This window comes from Kluyvera sp. 1366 (assembly GCF_054823405.1).
The window spans coordinates 1-19,895 of the sequence record NZ_JBTRDW010000009.1 but is presented as its reverse complement, the minus strand read 5'-3'; the positions used below and the strand labels follow the sequence as shown (position 1 = coordinate 19,895).

The following is a 19,895-nucleotide window of genomic DNA, read 5'->3' as shown; positions in this document are numbered from 1 at the left end:
TCGATGCATCCATAGCTCAGCTGGATAGAGTACTCGGCTACGAACCGAGCGGTCGGAGGTTCGAATCCTCCTGGATGCACCATTCTTCGTATCATCCTCAGGTTGTTTCAGTTAGTCCATCGTAAGAAAACCTCAATGCATCCATAGCTCAGCTGGATAGAGTACTCGGCTACGAACCGAGCGGTCGGAGGTTCGAATCCTCCTGGATGCACCATTCCTCTTCAAACTTCTCAAAATTTTCTTCAGCAGTAACTCAATGCATCCATAGCTCAGCTGGATAGAGTACTCGGCTACGAACCGAGCGGTCGGAGGTTCGAATCCTCCTGGATGCACCATCTCTTCTTCGATACCTTTCTGTTTTTGACTCTCAGTTTCTGAATCCTGCAGCAATCAAATCAACTTGTAAAAAAATCGCTGAATTTACCGGCGTTTATCCACGGCATTGCACTCTGACCTTTTTCTGAAAACGAAAAAAACTAATGCTTTCAAAGCATTTGCGGTTAAGCGTGCCTGGCGACAACCTGAGCGCATTACGCTAAAGTAATGGCTCATTTTGTGGTGCTCGATGGAGTGACAATGTACGACCAATATGACGCCCTGATTTTCGATATGGACGGCACAATTCTGGATACTGAGCCGACACATCGAAAAGCCTGGCAGCAGGTGCTTGGCCGCTATGGTTTCACCATGGATGAAGAAAAAATGGTGGGCTTCAATGGCGCTCCAACCTGGCAACTGGCGCAGTTCATTCTTGAGCAGAACAATGCAACGCACGATCCGCATCTGCTGGCGGCGGAAAAAACCGCTGCACTGAAAGCGATGTTGCTGGATGACGTGCGTCCGCTGCCGTTGATGGACGTGGTAAAGGCTTATCATGGTCGCCGTCCGATGGCGGTGGGCACCGGCAGTGAACACAGCCTGGCAAAAGCCTTACTCGAAGAGTTAGGTGTTTACCACCTGTTTGATGCGGTGGTCGGAGCGGATGACGTACAGCGTCATAAGCCGCAGCCGGATACCTTTTTACGCTGCGCTGAATTAATGGGTATCGCACCCGAGCGCTGTGTAGTGTTTGAGGATGCTGACTTCGGCGTACAAGCCGCCAAAGCAGCAGGCATGGACGTGGTTGATGTCCGTTTACTGTGAATGAATTTCTGACCTATGGATCGTTATTCGGCAGCAGCTTTCTTAGCGCGACTCTGTTACCGGGAAGCTCGGAAGCGGTGCTGGTTGCACTGCTGATCGCCCAAAAAGGTTCGGTTTATGGATTGTTATTGGCTGCATCAGTGGGAAACACGCTGGGTGGCCTGACCAACATTCTTCTTGGTCGCCTGATGCCGCCAAAAGGGCAAGGGCGATGGCACGACACAGCAATGACGTGGTTACACCGATTAGGACCTGCAGCACTGATTTTTAGCTGGCTGCCGGTAGTGGGCGACTTACTCTGCGTGCTCGCAGGTTGGTTGCGCTTTGCCTGGCTACCTTCAGTGCTGTTCCTCGCCATGGGTAAAACGCTGCGTTATATCGTTATCGCGACCGCCACATTGCAAACAATGCAATGGTGGCATTGATTCGCACAGATTCGAGGCTACGGCTAACATTATGCTGAACAAAAATAAATTATTAACACAGCGGGAGGTTAACGTGATCCCGGACGTATCTAAGGCACTTTCCTGGCTGGAGGCGCATCCTGACGCGTTAAAGGGTATCGGCCGTGGTATTGAGCGCGAATCATTACGCGTAAAACCCGATGGTCACCTGGCAACCACAGGACATCCTGAGTCACTCGGTTCGGCGCTTAAGCATGATTGGATCACCACCGATTTTGCCGAAACGCTGATGGAGTTCATCACGCCAGTTGATCAGAGCATCGATCGCTCACTGGCGTTTCTGCGCGATATTCACCGTCATGTGGCGCGTGAGTTAGGCGAGGAGCGCTTGTGGCCTTTCAGCATGCCGGGCTTCATTGATGACGTTGATAGCATCGAGTTGGCGCAGTATGGCAGCTCGAACATTGGCAAAATGAAAACGCTGTATCGTCAGGGGCTGAAGAATCGCTACAGCGCGCTGATGCAGATTATCTCTGGCGTGCACTACAACTTCTCGTTGCCGCTGTCGTTTTGGCAGGAGTGGGCGGATGTAAAAGATGCCGAAAGCGGTAAAGAGACCATCTCTGCCGGCTATCTGCGTTTGATTCGCAACTACTATCGTTTCGGCTGGGTCATTCCGTATCTGTTCGGTGCATCGCCAGCGATTTGCTCCTCGTTCCTGCAAGGGCGCGAGAGCAATCTGCCGTTTGAAGGTGATGGCAAGGGTACGCTGTGGCTGCCTCACGCCACCTCACTGCGCCTGAGCGACCTTGGTTATACCAACAAATCGCAGAGCGGTTTGGGTATCACTTTTAACTCGCTGGAAGGTTACGTTGCAGCGCTGAAAGCGGCGATTAAAACGCCGTCGGAAGAGTATGCCGCCATGGGCACCAAAGACGCCGATGGCAACTGGCTGCAGTTGAACACCAATGTGCTGCAAATTGAAAACGAGCTGTACGCGCCGATTCGTCCGAAACGCGTTACGCGTTCAGGCGAGGCACCATCCGATGCGCTGTTGCGCGGAGGTATTGAATACATTGAAGTGCGTTCGCTGGACATCAACCCATTCTCCGCGATTGGCGTAGATGCCGATCAGGCGCGCTTCCTCGATCTGTTCCTGATTTGGTGTACGCTGGCTGATGCGCCAGAAATGAGTGCGGATGAGCTGCTGTGTACGCGCAAAAATTGGAATCGCGTGGTGATGGAAGGGCGTAAGCCTGGCCAGGTCATTGCTGTAGGTTGCAGCGAAAAAGAACACACGCTGGTTGAAGTGGGTAAAGCGCTGTTTGCCGATCTGCGTCGCGTGGCGGAAGTGCTCGACAGCAATCACGGCAACACGCAATATCAACAGGTTTGCGATCAACTGATGGCATCTTTCGACGATCCTGAGCTAACCTATTCGGCGCGCATCCTGCATGCGATCAAAGAAAACGGTTTGACCGGCGCGGGCGTGGCATTGGCAGAGCAATATCGTCATCTGCTGTGTGAAGAGTCGTTAGAGATTCTGACTGAAGAAGATTTTAGTCGTCAGGCGCTGGAGTCGGTGCAGGCACAAGAGAAGCTGGAACAGAGCGATACGCTGGATTTCGAAAGCTACCTTGCGGGTCGCGAAGGCTAGAAAAGAAAATGGCCACATCAATGTGGCCAAAATAAACATCTCTGTTGTCAGGGATGATGATAACAAATGCGCGTCTTTCATATATTCAGACGCTGGACGAACAGAAAAGTTTCATCGTTTTAAAAAAAATCTCAAAACAGGAGGTGACGTATGCCACTACTGGATAGTTTTACTGTTGATCACACCATCATGGGCGCACCTGCAGTACGCGTAGCAAAAACCATGAAAACTCCGCATGGCGATACCATCACCGTTTTCGACCTGCGTTTTTGCCGTCCGAATATTGATATTCTGACTGAGCGTGGCATCCATACGCTGGAGCACCTGTTTGCTGGCTTCATGCGTAATCATCTGAATGGTGATGGCGTTGAAATCGTCGACATCTCGCCAATGGGTTGCCGCACCGGCTTCTACATGAGTTTGATTGGTACGCCTGACGAGCAGCGTGTAGCGAAAGCCTGGAAAGGCGCGATGGAAGATGTTCTGAAAGTCAAAGAGCAGGGCCAGATTCCAGAGCTGAACGAATATCAGTGCGGCAGCTATAAACTGCACTCACTGGATGAAGCGCAGCAGATCGCGCGCAATGTGCTGGCGCACGACATCGGCGTGAACCGCAACGAAGATTTGAAGCTGCCAGCGGAAAAGCTGAAAGAGCTGCACATCTAGTTGAGACACCATGAAAAACGCCGCGATTATCGCGGCGTTTTTGTTTACAGGCTTCAGGAGCCGATGGAGGATTTCAGTGCGTGGTGTGGCGTAATGCGCACCTGCTTCACCATGTTGTCCTGCACATCAAGGATATCAATATCGTAGGCGCCAAGTGTGACACGAGTATCGACCAGCGGAATCTCTTCCAGTGCTTCCAGCAGCATGCCGTTAATGGTGCGCGCATCTTCTTCCGGTAACGTCCAGTTAAAGGCTTTGTTGATTTCACGCACATTGGCGCTGCCTTCAATCAATACCGAACCATCATTTTGCGGCATGACTTCTTCGGCCAGCGACGGCGACATGGAGGTGGTGAAATCGCCGACGATCTCTTCCAGAATATCTTCGATCGTCACTAGGCCTTTAACATCGCCATATTCATCAACCACCATGCCGACTTTCTTTTTGTTGCGCTGAAATTTAACCAGCTGCACGTTAAGCGGCGTGCCTTCCGGTACATAGTAAATCTCATCAGCAGCACGCAGCAGGCGATCTTTGTTGAACTCTTTCTTCTCGGTCATCATGCGCCAGGCTTCACGCACGCGCAGCATACCAACGCAGTCATCCAGCGAGTCACGGAACAGGACGATACGCCCATGCGGCGAATGACTCAGCTGGCGCTCAATCGATTTCCAGTCATCATTGACGTTGATGCCGACGATCTCATTGCGCGGCACCATGATGTCATCCACGCTGACTTTCTCCAGATCAAGCACTGACAGCAGCATGTCCTGATTACGCCGCGACATCAGCGAGCGCGACTCATGCACAATGGTGCGCAACTCTTCTTTGCTTAACGCCGAACTGATGGAACCGTCGGTTTTAATGCCCACCATGCGCATCAGAATGCGGATTATGGTATTCAGCAGCCACACCAGCGGCAGCATCACATACTGCAGCGGAGCCAGTAACACGCTACTGGGATAGGCCACTTTTTCTGGATAGAGCGCCGCGACCGTTTTCGGCAGCACCTCGGCAAAAACCAGCACGACAAAAGTCAGAATGCCGGTGGCAATCGCTACGCCAGCATCGCCATACAGGCGCATACCGACAATGGTGCCGAGTGCGGAGGCGAGAATATTAACGAGGTTATTGCCGATTAAAACCAGGCTGATCAGGCGGTCGGGACGACGCAGAAGTTTTTCTACCCGACGCGCGCCGCGATTGCCGCTTTTGGCTTTATGGCGCAGTTTGTAGCGATTAAGCGTCATCATGCCGGTCTCTGAACCGGAGAAATAGGCAGAGACCAGCACCATGATGACCAGCGTAATGATCAGCGTGGTGGTTGAAACGTGTTCCAACACAAAATCCTTAGTGAGAGGTGAGCAGGTGCTGAAGCACGCGGCTGCCGAAGTAGGCCATGGTTAGCAGCAATGCGCCGCCACAGTTAAACCACACGACGCGGCGTCCGCGCCAGCCTTCACGATAGTGTCCCCAAAGCAGAACGATGTAGACAAACCAGGCAATGATGGAGAGAACAGCTTTATCCACATTCTCAGCGCTAAACAGGTTATGCATGAAGAGCAAACCGGTGCACAGCACCAGCGTCAACAGCACAACGCCAATCTGCGTGATGTGGAACATTTTGCGCTCAATGCTGAGCAGCGGCGGCATATCCTGAGTGAAAGCCAGTTTCTTATTTTTCAACTGGTAATCAATCCACGCCAGCTGCAGCGCATACAGTGCCGCGATGATCAGCGTGGCATAGGCAAACAGCGACAGACCGATGTGAACCATCATGCCCGGCGTGGTTTCCAGATGCGTAATAAAGGCATTGGGCACAAAGGTGGCAAAGGCCAGATTAATCAATGCAAAGCTGTAAACAATCGGCAGCAGCAGCCAGCCACGATTGCGCGAGGCGACAATCGTCATGATGGCGCAGATCAGCAGGCTAACCAGCGAGCCGATATTAAGCAGGCTGAGGTTTTGCCCATTATCAACAGCAAAAATGCGCTGCTGCAGAGCAACGGCGTGCGCAATTAGCGCCACGCAGGCAGAAAGCACAGCAAAACGACGCCAGCCACCGTTGCGTTTAAGCAGGCTGGGAATGATCAATGCAAGGCTGAGGGAGTAGGCGAACAGCGCCACGATCGCGAAAACGAACATAGATCCTTTCAGGTATCGGTCAGATAAGGAAAAAAGCAGTATAGCGCCAGCGGCAGCAGGCTCCAAACGATCTGACGGTCAATTGCAGAGATCGCTTCGTCTTCGTGTTATAATCCGCCGCATTGTGTCGCCTATGGCGGCCTCGCTACGGTTCTAAGTGAGAGAGCATGTTTGATAATTTAACCGATCGTTTGTCGCAAACCCTGCGCAATATCAGCGGCCGCGGAAGGCTGACTGAAGACAACATCAAAGACACGCTGCGTGAAGTCCGCATGGCGCTGCTGGAAGCCGACGTTGCGCTGCCGGTAGTGCGTGAATTTATTAATCGCGTGAAAGAAGCCGCCGTTGGCCACGATGTGAACAAAAGCCTGACGCCAGGCCAGGAGTTCATCAAAATCGTGCGCAACGAACTGGTTGCGGCGATGGGCGCTGAAAATAATGCGCTCAATCTGAATGCTCAGCCGCCAGCCGTGGTGCTGATGGCAGGTTTGCAAGGTGCTGGTAAAACCACTAGCGTGGCGAAACTGGGTAAATTCTTGCGCGAGAAGCATAAGAAAAAAGTGCTGGTAGTTTCTGCTGACGTTTATCGCCCTGCGGCGATCAAACAGCTGGAAACCCTGGCTGGCCAGGTCGGCGTGGATTTCTGTCCGTCCGATCTGAGTCAAAAGCCGGTCGATATTGTTCAGAACGCGCTAAAACAAGCCAAAGTGCAATTCTACGATGTGCTGCTGGTGGATACCGCCGGTCGTTTACACGTCGATGAAGCGATGATGGACGAAATCAAACAGGTACACGCCGCGATAAATCCGGTGGAAACCCTGTTTGTGGTCGATGCCATGACCGGTCAGGATGCCGCCAATACCGCGAAAGCCTTCAACGAAGCGCTGCCGCTGACCGGTGTGATCCTGACTAAAGTCGATGGTGATGCGCGCGGTGGTGCGGCGCTGTCGATTCGTCACATTACCGGCAAGCCAATCAAATTTATGGGGATGGGCGAGAAGACCGAAGCGCTGGAAGCTTTCTATCCAGAGCGTATCGCGTCGCGCATTCTCGGCATGGGCGATGTTCTGTCGCTGATCGAAGATATCGAGAGCAAAGTTGACCGCGATCAGGCGGAGAAACTGGCGAAGAAACTGAAAACCGGCGACGGTTTTGATCTCAACGACTTCCTTGAGCAGTTGAAGCAGATGCGTAACATGGGCGGCATGGCGAGCCTGATGGGCAAACTGCCGGGCATGGGGCAACTGCCTGACAACGTGAAATCGCAGATGGATGATAAAGTGCTGGTCCGCATGGAAGCCATCATCAATTCGATGACGCGTAAAGAGCGTGAGAAGCCAGAAATTATCAAGGGGTCGCGCAAACGTCGTATTGCGTTGGGCTCTGGCATGCAGGTGCAAGATGTCAACCGACTGCTGAAACAGTTCGATGATATGCAGCGCATGATGAAGAAAATGAAGAAAGGCGGCATGGCCAAAATGATGCGTGGCATGAAAGGTATGATGCCGCCTGGATTCCCTGGTCGCTAAGGCGGCCGTCATAAAGCCGGAAATTTGGCACGCTTAGGTTGCTTTTTGCGCCAAAATGAGTAAAATTTTCGGGCTTTTTATATCGCGCTCGGGCCCCGTTCCTCGATGGGGCCCGAGCGCTTTATTAACTAATGAGGATGTTATGGTAACAATTCGTTTGGCACGTCACGGCGCTAAAAAGCGTCCGTTCTATCAGGTCGTCGTCACTGACAGCCGCAATGCTCGTAACGGTCGTTTCATCGAGCGCGTAGGTTTCTTCAACCCGATCGCTTCTGGTCAGGCTGAAGGTCTGCGTCTGGATCTGGACCGTATTGAGCACTGGGTTGGCCAGGGCGCAACGCTTTCTGATCGCGTTAACGCGCTGATCAAAGAAGCAAAGAAAGCAGCTTAATCTGTCACGGTGGTGAGCATGAGCATTAAACCTGCCGGGCAGCCTCCCGTTAACCCGATTGTATTGGGAAAAATGGGCGCGGCTTACGGAATTCGGGGTTGGCTCAAAGTGTTTTCCTCCACTGAAGACGCTGAAAGCATCTTCGACTACCAACCTTGGTTCATCCAGCGCGCCGGTAAATGGCAGCAGGTCGAACTCGAGGGCTGGAAGCACCACAATCAGGACCTGATCATCAAAGTCAAAGGCATTGACGATCGGGACGCTGCGGCACAGTTGACCAATTGCGAAATTACGGTCGACTCCACGCAGCTGCCAGCGCTAGAAGCAGGCGATTACTACTGGAAAGACCTTATGGGAATGAAAGTAGTGAACCTCGAAGGCTACGAGATGGGCAAAGTCATTGATTTGATGGAAACCGGATCGAACGACGTTCTCGTCGTTAAGGCAAACCTGAAGGATGCATTCGGTGCGCAAGAGCGGTTAATCCCGTTTCTTGATGAACAGGTTATCAAGAAAGTCGATCTCTCTACTGGCCTTATTGAAGTAGATTGGGATCCTGGTTTTTGATCTCCGGACAATCCGGTAACGTAACGGCGAACGCGATGTGGATTGGTGTTATTAGCCTGTTTCCAGAGATGTTTCGCGCTATTACCGAGTACGGGGTAACTGGCCGGGCAGTAAAAAATGGCCTGCTCGACATTCAAAGCTGGAGTCCTCGTGACTTCACGCATGACCGGCACCGTACCGTGGACGATCGTCCTTACGGCGGCGGACCGGGAATGTTGATGATGGTGCAACCCTTACGGGACGCCATCTCCGCAGCGAAAGCAGCGGCGGGAGAAGGTGCTAAGGTGATTTATCTTTCACCTCAGGGACGCAAACTGGACCAACAGGGCGTTTGCGAACTGGCGACCCATCAGAAGTTGATTCTGGTGTGTGGTCGCTATGAAGGGATAGATGAGCGCGTGATTCACACTGAGATTGATGAAGAATGGTCAATCGGTGATTACGTGCTCAGTGGCGGTGAGCTGCCAGCCATGACGTTGATTGACTCGGTCGCGCGGTTTATTCCCGGCGTACTGGGAAAACAGGCGTCAGCCGATGAGGATTCGTTCTCGGATGGTTTGCTGGATTGCCCGCACTACACCCGACCTGAAGTGTTAGAAGGGATGGAAGTTCCGCCAGTTTTACTGTCGGGCAACCATGCCGATATTCGCCGCTGGCGCCTGAAACAGTCGTTAGGCCGTACCTGGCTAAGAAGACCTGAACTTCTGGAAAACCTGGCTCTGACTGAAGAGCAAGCACGGTTGCTAAATGAGTTCCAGCGTGAACATCAGCAGCAACAAAACGATGAGGCGGGAGAGTAATCTTCCCTCACTATCAGTTTACCCAGGATAAGAGATTTAATTATGAGCAACATTATCAAGCAACTTGAACAAGAGCAGATGAAGCAGGACGTACCTTCATTCCGTCCGGGTGATTCCGTGGAAGTGAAAGTATGGGTCGTAGAAGGTTCTAAGAAGCGTCTGCAGGCATTCGAGGGCGTGGTTATCGCTATTCGTAACCGCGGTCTGCATTCTGCATTCACTGTTCGTAAGATTTCTAACGGCGAAGGTGTTGAGCGTGTCTTCCAGACTCACTCTCCAGTAATTGACAGCATTGCTGTTAAACGTCGTGGTGCTGTGCGTAAAGCCAAACTGTATTACCTGCGTGAGCGTACCGGTAAGTCAGCTCGTATCAAAGAGCGTCTTGGCGCGTAAGCGACTTCTCAAAGTTAATAGCAAACAAGGGGTTGGCCATTTGGCCAGCCCCTTTTTTTATGGGCGTATAAGGGCGCAGGATCATCCCTAAGATGGAAAGTGTATGTTTCCTGAAAACAATGAAAATCAAAATGTTATACCAAACTTTTAGTTGAGAGCATCATCAGAACATAATCAGGTGTAACCTTTAGTTTACAGTGCCATCCTTTCACTATTTATGTTATTAGTATGATTCTAATGAATATTTAGATTTTTTCTGTGTTTTTTATTTGATGTGGTAATAAATGTGTACATAGGTGGATTGCAACCTGTACAGGGTGTGATAAAGTAAGCGCCATCCTCAGTGAGGATCCCAAACCGCATAAACGAGTAAAAAGGATCGCAATCATGCAAAAAGACGCGCTGAACAATGTGCATATCGCCGACGAACAAATTTTGATTACCCCGCAAGAGCTGAAAGCCAAATTCCCGCTCACTGCGGCGCAGGAAGCGCAAATTGCGTCTTCTCGCCAAACCATTGCCGACATTATTGCGGGCCGCGATCCGCGTCTGTTGGTGGTTTGTGGTCCTTGTTCGATTCACGATACTGAAGCCGCACTTGCCTATGCCCGTCAGTTGCAATCTCTCTCTGCACAGTTGAAGGATCAGCTGTACATCGTTATGCGCGTTTATTTTGAAAAACCTCGAACCACCGTCGGCTGGAAGGGGTTAATCAACGATCCTTACATGAACAACTCATTTGATATGGAAGCTGGCCTGCATATCGCGCGTCAGCTGCTGGTTAATCTCGTGGAGATGGGTTTACCGCTGGCGACCGAAGCGCTGGATCCGAATAGCCCGCAATATCTTGGCGATCTGTTTAGCTGGTCAGCGATTGGTGCGCGTACCACCGAATCACAAACCCACCGTGAAATGGCTTCAGGCCTTTCTATGCCGGTGGGTTTTAAAAACGGTACGGATGGCAGCCTTGGCACCGCGATTAACGCCATGCGCGCCGCCGCAATGCCGCACCGTTTTGTTGGCATCAATCAGGCCGGCCAGGTTTGCTTGCTGCAAACGCAGGGCAACCCAGATGGACATGTGATTCTGCGCGGCGGTAAAGCACCAAACTACGGTCCAGAAGATGTCGCTCAGTGTGAAAAAGAGATGCTGAAAGCGGGACTGCGTCCGGCCTTAATGATAGATTGCAGCCATGGTAATTCTAATAAAGACTATCGTCGCCAGCCTGGCGTAGCCGAATCGGCTATTGCGCAGATTAAAGATGGAAACCGTTCCATCATTGGCCTGATGTTGGAAAGCAACATTCATGAAGGCAACCAGTCTTCTGAACAGCCACGTAGCGAAATGAAATACGGTGTGTCCGTCACTGATGCCTGCATCAACTGGGAAACCACTGAAACATTGCTGCGTGAAATCCATCAGGATCTGCAGGGAGTGCTGTCGGCGCGTCTGTCACACGAGGTGTAATGAGTCATGGTGGCTGAACTGACCGCGCTACGCGATCAAATCGATGAAGTAGATAAAGCACTGCTTGGGTTACTGGCAAAACGACTGGAGCTGGTAGCCGAAGTAGGGGAAGTTAAAAGCCGCTACGGTTTGCCGATCTATGTTCCTGAGCGTGAGGCCAGCATGCTGGCTTCACGCCGCCAGGAAGCTGAAGCGCTCGGCGTGTCGCCGGACTTGATTGAAGATGTATTGCGTCGTTTGATGCGTGAATCCTATGCACATGAAAATGACAAAGGCTTCAAAACGCTGTGTCCGACGTTGCGTCCGGTGGTGATTGTAGGTGGCCGCGGCCAGATGGGGCGTCTTTTTGAAAAGATGCTGACGCTTTCTGGCTATCAGGTCCGCATTCTGGATAAAGGCGATTGGGAACGCTCTGACGAGCTGCTGAAAGATGCGGGCATGGTGATCATCAGTGTGCCAATTCATCTGACCGAGCAAATCATCGGTGAGCTGCCGAAATTGCCAGAAGACTGCATTCTGGTCGATCTGGCTTCGGTGAAGAATCGCCCACTACAGGCGATGCTGGCCGCGCACACCGGACCGGTTCTGGGCTTGCATCCGATGTTTGGCCCGGACAGCGGCAGCCTGGCAAAGCAGGTTGTGGTTTGGTGTGATGGCCGTCAGCCGGAAGCTTATCAGTGGTTTCTTGAGCAGATTCAGGTTTGGGGCGCGCGGCTGCATCGTATCAGTGCCGTTGAGCACGACCAGAATATGGCGTTTATTCAGGCACTGCGTCACTTTGCGACTTTCGCTTACGGCCTGCATCTGGCGGAAGAGAACGTTAATCTGGATCAGCTGCTGGCGCTATCTTCACCGATATACCGCCTTGAACTGGCAATGGTTGGACGTCTGTTTGCGCAGGATCCACAGCTTTACGCGGACATCATCATGTCCTCGGAGAGCAATCTGGCGCTGATTAAACGTTATTACCAGCGATTTGGCGATGCGATCAAACTGCTCGAGCAGGGCGATAAGCAAGCCTTTATCGATAGCTTTGAGCGCGTCGAACACTGGTTTGGTGATTACGCGAAACGCTTCCTGGTCGAAAGCAGAAGCATGCTGCGATCGGCGAACGATAGCCGGCAGTAAAAACAAAAGGCATCCTCACGGATGCCTTTTTGCTTAGAGACGCGGCTCAACCGGCACCACATTCTCGCCTGGATAGCAGCCAAGAACTTTTAATGAACGGGTTAAGCCGCTCAACTCGGTTAACGCCAGCTGCATATTTTCTGACTGCAGATTGCCCTGCACATCAATATAAAACATCTCTTCCCACGGATTGCCGTTGATGGGACGGTTTTCCAGTTTGCTCATGATGAGGCCGTGGTTACGTAATACCATCAGCGCTTCAACCAATGCCCCTGCTTGTTGACCCGTTGCCATGATCAATGTTGTTTTCGCTGGAACCTGACCCGAAACTTCAATCGCTTTACGTGCCAGCACGATGAAGCGCGTGTGGTTCTGCTGTTGATTGGCCAGATTGCGCTCCAGCACCTGCAATCCATACAGCTCACCGCCCGCTTCGCTACCCAATGCGGCAACCTTTGGTGAATTCATCGCTGCCACTTTCTCCATCGCTGCAGCGGTGCTTTCGGTGTATTCGATTTTCCACTGCGGGAAACGATTAATGAACTGGCTGCACTGCTGGAATGGCTGTGGATGGCTATATACCGTTTCGATCTGCTGCAAATCGGTGCTGCCGTTGACCAGCACACAGTGCTCAATTGGAATGGTCAGTTCACCCACAATCGATAGCGTGGTTTGCTGAAGCAGATCGTAAACGTCGTTGATCGAACCAGAGCTGGTATTTTCAATCGGCATCACCGCGTAGTCCGCTTGTCCACTTTCCACCTGATGGATGATGTCATGGAATTTCAGGCAGCCGATCTCAACCATTGAATCAAAATGTCGGGTGGCGTATTTGCGCGCCGCAAGATGTGAGTAGGAACCTTTCGGACCGAGGAATGCAATGCGCGGTGCGTGAGCATGTGGATGGTTGAGATTCTTTTGCAACAAGGCTTGCTGAGTTAGAACTGAATCTTCAATCACCAACTGAAACAGGCGAGTGATGTAATGCGCATCAAGCTGATGCTTTTTACCCAGTGAAATTAAGTTTTCCAGCAGAGCGCGCTCACGCTCAACATCGCGGATAGGGCGATGCGTTGCCAGTTTAGCCTGCGCAACTTCAACGGCCAGTATGCGACGCTCTGACAAAAGCGCTAAGAGTTTTTCATCAACGGCGCTGATTTTATCGCGTAATGCCAGCAGCGGATTTTCGGGATTCATAGGGCTCACCTGTAAAATGTCCAATAAAAAAGCCTCCCATTTGGGAGGCTTTGTTGTTCGTCTTCGCATTCATTTTCACATGACGAATCGCCTCCCAATCAGGGGAAGGTAAAAAAGAATGCGAAGAAGAACGGCAGATGTTTCATGGTTGTTTCCATAAATGAAGTGGCTTGAGAGTAACCGCAGTGATTTAAAGCTGTCAATAAAAAACGCGCCCGGAGGCGCGTTACTAAAGATGTTTGCTTATTCCGTAGGAAGAAAATCTTTCACACTGCTGTTGGCGCGACGGGCTTCGGGTTTGTGTTGCGCTTTATTGAGTTGTCGCTCCAGCTTGGCAATCAAGTCATTGATGGCCGTATACATATCATCATGTTTCGCGCTGGCAACCAGCGTTCCGTTAGGCGTATTTATGGTGGCATCAGCCACAAACTCCTTCGGCTCTTTCGATAACACAATGTGAGGGTTTATCAGATGTGTTTGCCATTTTTCCAGCTTGGCGAGACGCTCTTCAACGTGGTTACGGATGGCCTCTGTGATTTCCATTTGTTTGCTGGTAATGTTCAGAATCATAGTTAAACCTCTCTGTCATTTCCGTGTGGGTAGGTCCAGCATACCGCGGAAATTAAGAAAATGTGTGATCTAAATCACATTGAAATGTCACTTTTTGTCAATGCCGCTTAATTGTGAGAAAGGCCGGGAAAGTGGCGGGAAATACTTGAAGACGACTGGGGAAGGGCGCATGATTGACTGGATAACTGCAGCGATAAATCTGTAAAACTGCTGAATTATCCACAAAGTGACATAAAAAAAGCAGCCTCATGGGCTGCTTTTTTGTGGGTGTAATAATCAGGACTGATTATTTGCCGCAATGATTTTTGCCACTTTGTCGGCTTCAGCCGTCAACTGCAGCTGGCGGTAAGCATTCTCCATCAACGGCAACGCTTCATGGGTCGCCTCAGTATCCGGATAATCCTTCATCATTGTTTCCACGCGGTTAACAACAGCGACATAGGCACCGCGCTTGGTATAGAATTGCGCCACCGAGAGTTCATACTTCGCCAGGCGCTCTTTCAGGAATGCCAAACGTTTCTGCGCATCCGCAGCATATTGGCTGTTTGGATAACCGCGCAGTAATTGCGAGAAGTCACGGAAAGCATCACGAGCGTGCGTCGGATCACGATCGGAACGATCGATACCGAAGAAGCCCTGCAGTGCAGAATCATCCAGCGCCATATCCGTCAGACCTTTCATATAGATGACATAGTCGATATTCGGATGGGTTGGATTCAGACGCATAAAGCGAGAAATAGCGGCTTGCGCCAGTGGCAGATCGGCATTTTTGTAATACGCGTAGATCAAATCCAGCTGTACTTGCTGCGAGTAAGGACCAAACGGATAGCGGTTATCCAGTGCTTCCAGTTGCTTAATCGCCGCTTTAAAGTTACCGTCCTGCAGCTTTTGCTGGGCCGTGGCGTAAATTTCAGACGGCGGGCTGTCCGGGACTGGATCTGATGAGCCAGAACAACCCACAAGCGCCAGGCTCAGGCTCAGTGTGGCAGCAGCCACCAGATGTTTCATACGCGTCATGACGAAATGATTATCCTCAAAGTGTTGTAGCAGAAGCTGTCCGTATAGCTCCCAGTTATGACCAGGTACGATAGCACATTATATTAAACGGCATCGCCGTGAAAACCCAACGTTAACGAAGAAGCTGTATATGGCACAACAAGTTCAACTCACCGCAACGGTGTCCGAAGCACAGCTTGGACAACGCTTAGATCAGACTTTGGCAGAATTGTTCCCTGATTATTCACGTTCTCGCATAAAAGAATGGATTCTTGAGCGCCGAGTCAGCGTCAACGGCACTATCATCGATAAACCAAAAGAAAAAGTTTTTGGCGGTGAGCATGTCTCGATTGATGCTGAGATCGAAGAAGAGCAACGCTGGGAAGCGCAAAACATCCCACTGAATATCGTCTATGAAGATGACGACATTCTGGTCATCAACAAACCTCGCGGTTTGGTGGTACATCCCGGCGCCGGTAATCCTGATGGCACAGTGCTTAACGCACTGCTTTATCACTATCCACCGATCGCTGACGTACCTCGTGCAGGTATTGTTCATCGTCTGGATAAAGATACCACCGGTTTGATGGTGGTCGCGAAAACAGTTCCTGCGCAAACGCACCTGGTTGAAACGCTGCAGCTGCGCGAAATCACGCGTGAATATGAAGCGGTGGCTATTGGCACCATGACTGCGGGCGGTACGGTGGATCAGCCCATGGCGCGCCACTCAACCAAACGTACGCACATGGCGGTGCACCCGATGGGTAAACCGGCAACCACGCACTATCGCATCATGGAGCATTTTCGTGCCCATACGCGTTTGCGTTTGCGTCTCGAAACCGGTCGTACCCATCAGATTCGTGTGCATATGGCGCATATCAACCATCCGCTGGTGGGCGATCCGCTGTACGGTGGCCGTCCACGTCCGCCAAAAGGGGCATCTGAAGCTTTCATCACTACGCTACGGGGTTTTGATCGCCAGGCGCTGCATGCCACGATGTTACGTCTCTATCACCCAATCACCGGTATTGAGATGGAATGGCACGCGCCGTTGCCGCAGGATATGGTCGATTTAATTGATGCGCTGAAAGCCGATACCCTTGAATTCCGCGATCAGATGGATTGGCTATGAGTGAATGGATCATCCCGGATTGGCCTGCGCCGCAGCATGTTCGGGCATGTTCCACCACGCGTTACGGCGGCGTCAGCGCTGCTCCATGGGATTCGTTGAATCTTGGTGGGCATGTTGGCGACGCTGAGGCGCATGTTGCTCAGAATCGTCAACGCCTGGTTGAACAACTGACGTTACCTGCAATGCCGCAATGGCTGGATCAGATCCATGGTCAAGTGGTTGCGCGTTTACCCGCCAGCGATCCGCTGCCGCGCGCTGATGCCGCAATCACGCGTGAAAGCGGGGTGGTTTGCGCAGTGATGACGGCGGATTGTTTGCCGGTGCTGTTCTGCAGCAAGGATGGCAGTGAAGTCGCGGCAGCACATGCCGGTTGGCGTGGACTCTGTAATGGCGTGCTGGAACAGACGTTGTCACAGTTTCACTGCGCGCCAAATGACATTCATGCATGGCTTGGTCCGGCAATTGGGCCGCTGGCATTTGAAGTTGGCTCGGAAGTCAGAACGGCATTTATGGCCCATGATTCACAAGCGGAAGAGGCTTTCCGCCCGGCGGGTAACCAATACTTCGCCGATATTTGGCTGCTGGCGCGTCAGCGTCTGCAGGCCGCCGGCGTGCATTCCATCAGCGGTTCAACGCGATGTACCTTCCATGAGCGCGATGATTTTTTCTCCTACCGACGCGACGGAATCACCGGGCGTATGGCAACTTTGATTTGGCTGAGATAACCTTACGCCACAAGACGGTCCAGTTAGCGTATTTTTTGCTCACAACTCAGGTCATTAACCTTGAAAAATTTGAGGGATGACCTCATTTAATCTCCAGTAGCATTTTGACCTGTAATGGGAGGAATTATGCGTCTGGATCGTCTTACTAATAAATTTCAACTGGCACTTGCCGATGCACAGTCCCTTGCTCTGGGACATGACAATCAATTCATTGAACCCCTTCATTTGATGAGCGCATTGCTCAACCAGGAAGGCGGATCGGTGCGTCCGTTGCTCAGCGCAGCGGGTGCCGACGTGGCTGGCCTGCGTACCAGCATTGAACAAGCGATTAATCGACTACCTCAGGTTGAAGGCACGGACGGCGATGTGCAGCCATCCGCCGATCTGATTCGGGTACTCAATCTGTGCGACAAGCTGGCGCAAAAGCGCGGCGACAACTTTATATCATCTGAATTATTTGTATTGGCGGCCCTCGATTCACGTGGTTCGCTGGCTGATCTTTTGAAATCAGCTGGCGCGACTCCGGAAAAACTCTCTGCGGCCATCGAGCAAATACGGGGAGGAGACAGCGTGAACGATCAAGGGGCTGAAGATCAGCGTCAGGCATTAAAAAAATACACCATCGACCTTACAGAGCGTGCCGAACTCGGCAAGCTGGATCCGGTTATTGGTCGTGATGAAGAAATCCGCCGCACCATTCAGGTGTTGCAGCGTCGTACCAAAAATAACCCGGTGCTGATTGGTGAACCCGGCGTCGGTAAAACGGCTATCGCCGAAGGTTTAGCGCAGCGCATCATCAATGGCGAAGTACCGGAAGGGCTGAAAGGCCGTCGCGTGCTGGCTCTGGATATGGGTTCGCTGGTGGCGGGCGCCAAATATCGCGGTGAATTTGAAGAGCGCCTCAAAGGCGTGCTTAGCGATTTGGCGAAGCAGGAAGGCAACGTCATTCTGTTTATCGACGAACTGCATACCATGGTGGGCGCAGGTAAAGCCGATGGCGCCATGGATGCCGGCAACATGCTGAAACCCGCATTAGCGCGCGGTGAGTTGCACTGTGTCGGCGCAACTACGTTGAATGAGTATCGTCAGTTCATTGAGAAAGATGCGGCGCTGGAACGTCGTTTCCAGAAAGTCTTTGTTGCTGAGCCGAGTGTCGAAGATACCATTGCCATTCTGCGCGGACTGAAAGAACGCTATGAGCTGCACCATCACGTGCAGATCACCGATCCGGCGATTGTGGCTGCGGCGACGTTGTCGCATCGTTACATCTCCGATCGTCAGCTGCCGGATAAGGCCATCGACCTGATAGACGAAGCGGCCTCAAGCATTCGCTTACAGATGGATTCGAAGCCTGAGCCCCTTGATCGCCTTGAGCGACGCATCATCCAGTTGAAACTTGAGCAGCAGGCGCTGAAGAAAGAGTCTGATGACGCCAGCGTGAAGCGTCTGGAAATGCTGGAAAGTGAACTTGACCAGAAAGAGCGTGAATATGCTGAGCTGGAAGAGGAGTGGAAAGCGGAAAAAGCCTCATTAACCGGCACGCAAAACATTAAAGCCGAGCTGGAGCAAGCGCGCCTGACGATGGAGCAAGCGCGTCGCGTTGGCGACTTGGGTCAAATGTCTGAGCTGCAGTACGGTAAAATTCCGGAGCTGGAGAAACAGTTAGCCATCGCTACGCAGTCTGAAGGTAAAACCATGAAGCTGTTACGTAATCGCGTAACGGATGTGGAGATTGCCGATGTACTGGCGCGTTGGACCGGAATTCCTGTCGCACGCATGATGGAAGGCGAGCGCGACAAGTTGCTGCGTATGGAGCAGGATTTGCATTCACGCGTCATCGGCCAGAACGAAGCGGTAGAAGCGGTTTCGAATGCGATTCGTCGTAGTCGTGCCGGCTTGTCCGATCCGAATCGTCCAATTGGTTCCTTCCTGTTCCTCGGACCAACGGGGGTAGGGAAAACCGAGTTGTGTAAAGCGCTGGCTAGCTTCCTGTTCGGTAGCGATGACGCGATGGTGCGTATTGATATGTCCGAGTTTATGGAAAAACACTCGGTGTCGCGGCTGGTGGGTGCACCTCCGGGATATGTCGGCTATGAAGAGGGCGGTTATCTGACCGAAGCGGTACGTCGTCGGCCTTATTCGGTGATTCTGCTGGATGAAGTGGAGAAGGCGCATCCTGATGTGTTCAACATTCTGTTGCAGGTGCTGGATGATGGTCGCTTAACCGACGGACAGGGCCGTACGGTCGATTTCCGCAATACCGTGGTGATCATGACCTCGAACCTTGGCTCCGATCTTATTCAGGAACGTTTCGGTTCTCTGGATTATGCGGAGATGAAACAGGTGGTGATGACGGTTGTGGGGCAGCATTTCCGCCCAGAGTTTATCAACCGTATCGATGACATGGTGGTGTTCCACCCATTGGGCGAAAAACACATTGCTTCAATTGCGCAGATTCAGCTGCAACGTTTGTATAAACGTCTTGAGGAGCGTGGCTATCAGCTGCATATCTCCGATGAGGCGCTCAAACTGCTCGGCGAGAATGGCTACGACCCGGTGTATGGTGCGCGTCCATTGAAACGTGCTATTCAGCAGCAGATTGAAAACCCGCTGGCTCAGCAGATTCTTTCTGGTGCCCTGGTTCCGGGAAAAACCATCGAAATGGATGTAAAAGACGATGTGATTGTTGCTCATCAGTAATCACTTCTGATTAAAACGGGCCTGCAGGCCCGTTTTTTTTGGCCTTTTTGCAAGAATTAGCTGCTTTTTGCAACGTATAGCCTGGAAAGTGAGCGGTCGCGCGAAAACTTCAAATTTGCACTTGTCAGCTCCAAATAACTCCCTATAATGCGCCACCACTGAGACGGCAAAGCGGCAACGCAGACGGCTCGGCAGGGAGTGAAGAAATTCATCCCGCCGGATGAAAGCGCTGAAAAAAGTGTTTGACTCCGAAGGAGAGTAGCGTAGTATACGCCACCTCGCGAC

20 protein-coding genes, 3 tRNA genes and 1 other annotated feature are annotated in these 19,895 nt (G+C 51.8%); of the genes, 17 read left to right on the top strand and 6 right to left on the bottom strand.

Going from position 1 to position 19,895, the window contains the following annotated elements; translation table 11 throughout:
* The first annotated feature begins 5 nt into the window (after positions 1-5).
* From ACVLVH_RS19290 to luxS, 7 genes are all read left to right on the top strand, one after another.
* A tRNA-Arg gene (locus ACVLVH_RS19290) sits at positions 6-82 on the top strand.
* Between the two features lie 55 nt (positions 83-137).
* Positions 138-214: transfer RNA gene (locus tag ACVLVH_RS19285), tRNA-Arg, on the top strand.
* Positions 215-258: 44 nt separating this feature from the next.
* Positions 259-335, top strand: a tRNA-Arg gene (locus ACVLVH_RS19280).
* A gap of 241 nt (positions 336-576) precedes the next feature.
* Positions 577-1,143: a fructose-1-phosphate/6-phosphogluconate phosphatase gene (gene yqaB, locus ACVLVH_RS19275; protein WP_008108985.1), complete on the top strand. Its 567-nt coding sequence runs from the start codon at positions 577-579 to the stop codon at positions 1,141-1,143.
* Positions 1,140-1,568, top strand: a complete 429-nt coding sequence (locus ACVLVH_RS19270; protein ID WP_101762620.1) for a YqaA family protein — start codon at positions 1,140-1,142, stop codon at positions 1,566-1,568. The genes yqaB and ACVLVH_RS19270 overlap by 4 nt, the downstream gene beginning before the upstream one ends.
* Before the next feature lie 31 nt (positions 1,569-1,599).
* A complete protein-coding gene (gene gshA, locus ACVLVH_RS19265) occupies positions 1,600-3,204 on the top strand; it encodes a glutamate--cysteine ligase (RefSeq protein WP_192411985.1) in 1,605 nt (534 codons plus the stop codon).
* A 150-nt stretch (positions 3,205-3,354) separates the two neighbouring features.
* Entirely contained in the window at positions 3,355-3,870 is a 516-nt protein-coding gene (luxS, locus tag ACVLVH_RS19260) for an S-ribosylhomocysteine lyase (protein ID WP_192236523.1), read from the top strand.
* A gap of 53 nt (positions 3,871-3,923) precedes the next feature.
* Here luxS and ACVLVH_RS19255 read toward each other — a convergent pair whose 3' ends face one another.
* Both ACVLVH_RS19255 and ACVLVH_RS19250 read right to left on the bottom strand, forming a co-directional pair.
* The gene (locus ACVLVH_RS19255) at positions 3,924-5,210 is read right to left on the bottom strand and encodes an HlyC/CorC family transporter (protein ID WP_498949962.1); all 1,287 of its coding nucleotides are present in this window, start codon (positions 5,208-5,210) and stop codon (positions 3,924-3,926) included.
* Positions 5,211-5,220: 10 nt separating this feature from the next.
* Positions 5,221-6,015 (bottom strand): cytochrome C assembly family protein, encoded by a 795-nt coding sequence (locus ACVLVH_RS19250; RefSeq protein WP_008108993.1) that lies wholly within the window; start codon positions 6,013-6,015, stop codon positions 5,221-5,223.
* Positions 6,016-6,182: 167 nt separating this feature from the next.
* Between ACVLVH_RS19250 and ffh the strand changes: the two genes are divergently transcribed.
* The 7 genes from ffh (at position 6,183) to tyrA (ending at position 12,290) form a co-directional block, all read left to right on the top strand.
* Complete coding sequence (gene ffh, locus ACVLVH_RS19245; protein ID WP_101762624.1) at positions 6,183-7,544, top strand: signal recognition particle protein; 1,362 nt, start codon at positions 6,183-6,185, stop codon at positions 7,542-7,544.
* Between the two features lie 142 nt (positions 7,545-7,686).
* Positions 7,687-7,935: a 30S ribosomal protein S16 gene (rpsP, locus tag ACVLVH_RS19240; RefSeq protein WP_007893313.1), complete on the top strand. Its 249-nt coding sequence runs from the start codon at positions 7,687-7,689 to the stop codon at positions 7,933-7,935.
* A gap of 18 nt (positions 7,936-7,953) precedes the next feature.
* Positions 7,954-8,502 carry a ribosome maturation factor RimM gene (gene rimM, locus ACVLVH_RS19235; protein WP_008108998.1) on the top strand — a complete coding sequence of 183 codons (549 nt, stop codon included), beginning with the start codon at positions 7,954-7,956 and terminating at the stop codon, positions 8,500-8,502.
* Between the two features lie 35 nt (positions 8,503-8,537).
* Positions 8,538-9,302, top strand: coding sequence for a tRNA (guanosine(37)-N1)-methyltransferase TrmD (trmD, locus tag ACVLVH_RS19230; protein ID WP_192236546.1), 765 nt, complete (start codon positions 8,538-8,540; stop codon positions 9,300-9,302).
* A gap of 42 nt (positions 9,303-9,344) precedes the next feature.
* Entirely contained in the window at positions 9,345-9,695 is a 351-nt protein-coding gene (gene rplS / locus ACVLVH_RS19225) for a 50S ribosomal protein L19 (protein ID WP_007893316.1), read from the top strand.
* 387 nt (positions 9,696-10,082) lie between these two features.
* Positions 10,083-11,162, top strand: a complete 1,080-nt coding sequence (locus ACVLVH_RS19220) for a 3-deoxy-7-phosphoheptulonate synthase (RefSeq protein WP_101762625.1) — start codon at positions 10,083-10,085, stop codon at positions 11,160-11,162.
* A 6-nt stretch (positions 11,163-11,168) separates the two neighbouring features.
* The gene (gene tyrA / locus ACVLVH_RS19215; RefSeq protein ID WP_061719956.1) at positions 11,169-12,290 is read left to right on the top strand and encodes a bifunctional chorismate mutase/prephenate dehydrogenase; all 1,122 of its coding nucleotides are present in this window, start codon (positions 11,169-11,171) and stop codon (positions 12,288-12,290) included.
* A gap of 33 nt (positions 12,291-12,323) precedes the next feature.
* On the opposite strand, the gene pheA is transcribed toward tyrA, so the two are convergent.
* From pheA to bamD, 4 genes are all read right to left on the bottom strand, one after another.
* Positions 12,324-13,487, bottom strand: a complete 1,164-nt coding sequence (pheA, locus tag ACVLVH_RS19210) for a bifunctional chorismate mutase/prephenate dehydratase (RefSeq protein WP_101762627.1) — start codon at positions 13,485-13,487, stop codon at positions 12,324-12,326.
* Between the two features lie 22 nt (positions 13,488-13,509).
* Positions 13,510-13,634, bottom strand: a sequence feature (Phe leader region).
* Positions 13,586-13,633, bottom strand: a complete 48-nt coding sequence (gene pheL / locus ACVLVH_RS19205; protein WP_100703679.1) for a pheA operon leader peptide PheL — start codon at positions 13,631-13,633, stop codon at positions 13,586-13,588. Its footprint overlaps the feature before it by 48 nt.
* A 96-nt stretch (positions 13,635-13,730) precedes the next feature.
* Positions 13,731-14,057, bottom strand: a complete 327-nt coding sequence (gene raiA / locus ACVLVH_RS19200; protein ID WP_008109009.1) for a ribosome-associated translation inhibitor RaiA — start codon at positions 14,055-14,057, stop codon at positions 13,731-13,733.
* 276 nt (positions 14,058-14,333) lie between these two features.
* Entirely contained in the window at positions 14,334-15,074 is a 741-nt protein-coding gene (gene bamD, locus ACVLVH_RS19195; RefSeq protein WP_008109011.1) for an outer membrane protein assembly factor BamD, read from the bottom strand.
* Positions 15,075-15,204: 130 nt separating this feature from the next.
* On the opposite strand from bamD, the gene rluD reads away from it, so the two are divergent.
* The 3 genes from rluD (at position 15,205) to clpB (ending at position 19,610) form a co-directional block, all read left to right on the top strand.
* Positions 15,205-16,185, top strand: coding sequence for a 23S rRNA pseudouridine(1911/1915/1917) synthase RluD (gene rluD / locus ACVLVH_RS19190; RefSeq protein WP_008109013.1), 981 nt, complete (start codon positions 15,205-15,207; stop codon positions 16,183-16,185).
* The gene (gene yfiH, locus ACVLVH_RS19185) at positions 16,182-16,910 is read left to right on the top strand and encodes a purine nucleoside phosphorylase YfiH (protein WP_192411984.1); all 729 of its coding nucleotides are present in this window, start codon (positions 16,182-16,184) and stop codon (positions 16,908-16,910) included. The genes rluD and yfiH overlap by 4 nt, the downstream gene beginning before the upstream one ends.
* Before the next feature lie 126 nt (positions 16,911-17,036).
* Entirely contained in the window at positions 17,037-19,610 is a 2,574-nt protein-coding gene (gene clpB, locus ACVLVH_RS19180) for an ATP-dependent chaperone ClpB (RefSeq protein WP_498949961.1), read from the top strand.
* The last annotated feature ends 285 nt before the right edge of the window (positions 19,611-19,895 follow it).

What these genes read in the sequence shown, in the direction of transcription:
- pheA (WP_101762627.1), bottom strand. Translation starts at nt 13,487, where the DNA reads ATGAATCCCGAAAATCCGCTGCTGGCATTACGCGATAAAATCAGCGCC.
- ACVLVH_RS19250 (WP_008108993.1), bottom strand. Translation starts at nt 6,015, where the DNA reads ATGTTCGTTTTCGCGATCGTGGCGCTGTTCGCCTACTCCCTCAGCCTT.
- ACVLVH_RS19220 (WP_101762625.1), top strand. Translation starts at nt 10,083, where the DNA reads ATGCAAAAAGACGCGCTGAACAATGTGCATATCGCCGACGAACAAATT.
- tyrA (WP_061719956.1), top strand. Translation starts at nt 11,169, where the DNA reads ATGGTGGCTGAACTGACCGCGCTACGCGATCAAATCGATGAAGTAGAT.
- luxS (WP_192236523.1), top strand. Translation starts at nt 3,355, where the DNA reads ATGCCACTACTGGATAGTTTTACTGTTGATCACACCATCATGGGCGCA.
- trmD (WP_192236546.1), top strand. Translation starts at nt 8,538, where the DNA reads ATGTGGATTGGTGTTATTAGCCTGTTTCCAGAGATGTTTCGCGCTATT.
- rluD (WP_008109013.1), top strand. Translation starts at nt 15,205, where the DNA reads ATGGCACAACAAGTTCAACTCACCGCAACGGTGTCCGAAGCACAGCTT.
- rimM (WP_008108998.1), top strand. Translation starts at nt 7,954, where the DNA reads ATGAGCATTAAACCTGCCGGGCAGCCTCCCGTTAACCCGATTGTATTG.
- yfiH (WP_192411984.1), top strand. Translation starts at nt 16,182, where the DNA reads ATGAGTGAATGGATCATCCCGGATTGGCCTGCGCCGCAGCATGTTCGG.
- rpsP (WP_007893313.1), top strand. Translation starts at nt 7,687, where the DNA reads ATGGTAACAATTCGTTTGGCACGTCACGGCGCTAAAAAGCGTCCGTTC.
- bamD (WP_008109011.1), bottom strand. Translation starts at nt 15,074, where the DNA reads ATGACGCGTATGAAACATCTGGTGGCTGCTGCCACACTGAGCCTGAGC.
- clpB (WP_498949961.1), top strand. Translation starts at nt 17,037, where the DNA reads ATGCGTCTGGATCGTCTTACTAATAAATTTCAACTGGCACTTGCCGAT.
- yqaB (WP_008108985.1), top strand. Translation starts at nt 577, where the DNA reads ATGTACGACCAATATGACGCCCTGATTTTCGATATGGACGGCACAATT.
- gshA (WP_192411985.1), top strand. Translation starts at nt 1,600, where the DNA reads ATGCTGAACAAAAATAAATTATTAACACAGCGGGAGGTTAACGTGATC.
- rplS (WP_007893316.1), top strand. Translation starts at nt 9,345, where the DNA reads ATGAGCAACATTATCAAGCAACTTGAACAAGAGCAGATGAAGCAGGAC.
- raiA (WP_008109009.1), bottom strand. Translation starts at nt 14,057, where the DNA reads ATGATTCTGAACATTACCAGCAAACAAATGGAAATCACAGAGGCCATC.
- ffh (WP_101762624.1), top strand. Translation starts at nt 6,183, where the DNA reads ATGTTTGATAATTTAACCGATCGTTTGTCGCAAACCCTGCGCAATATC.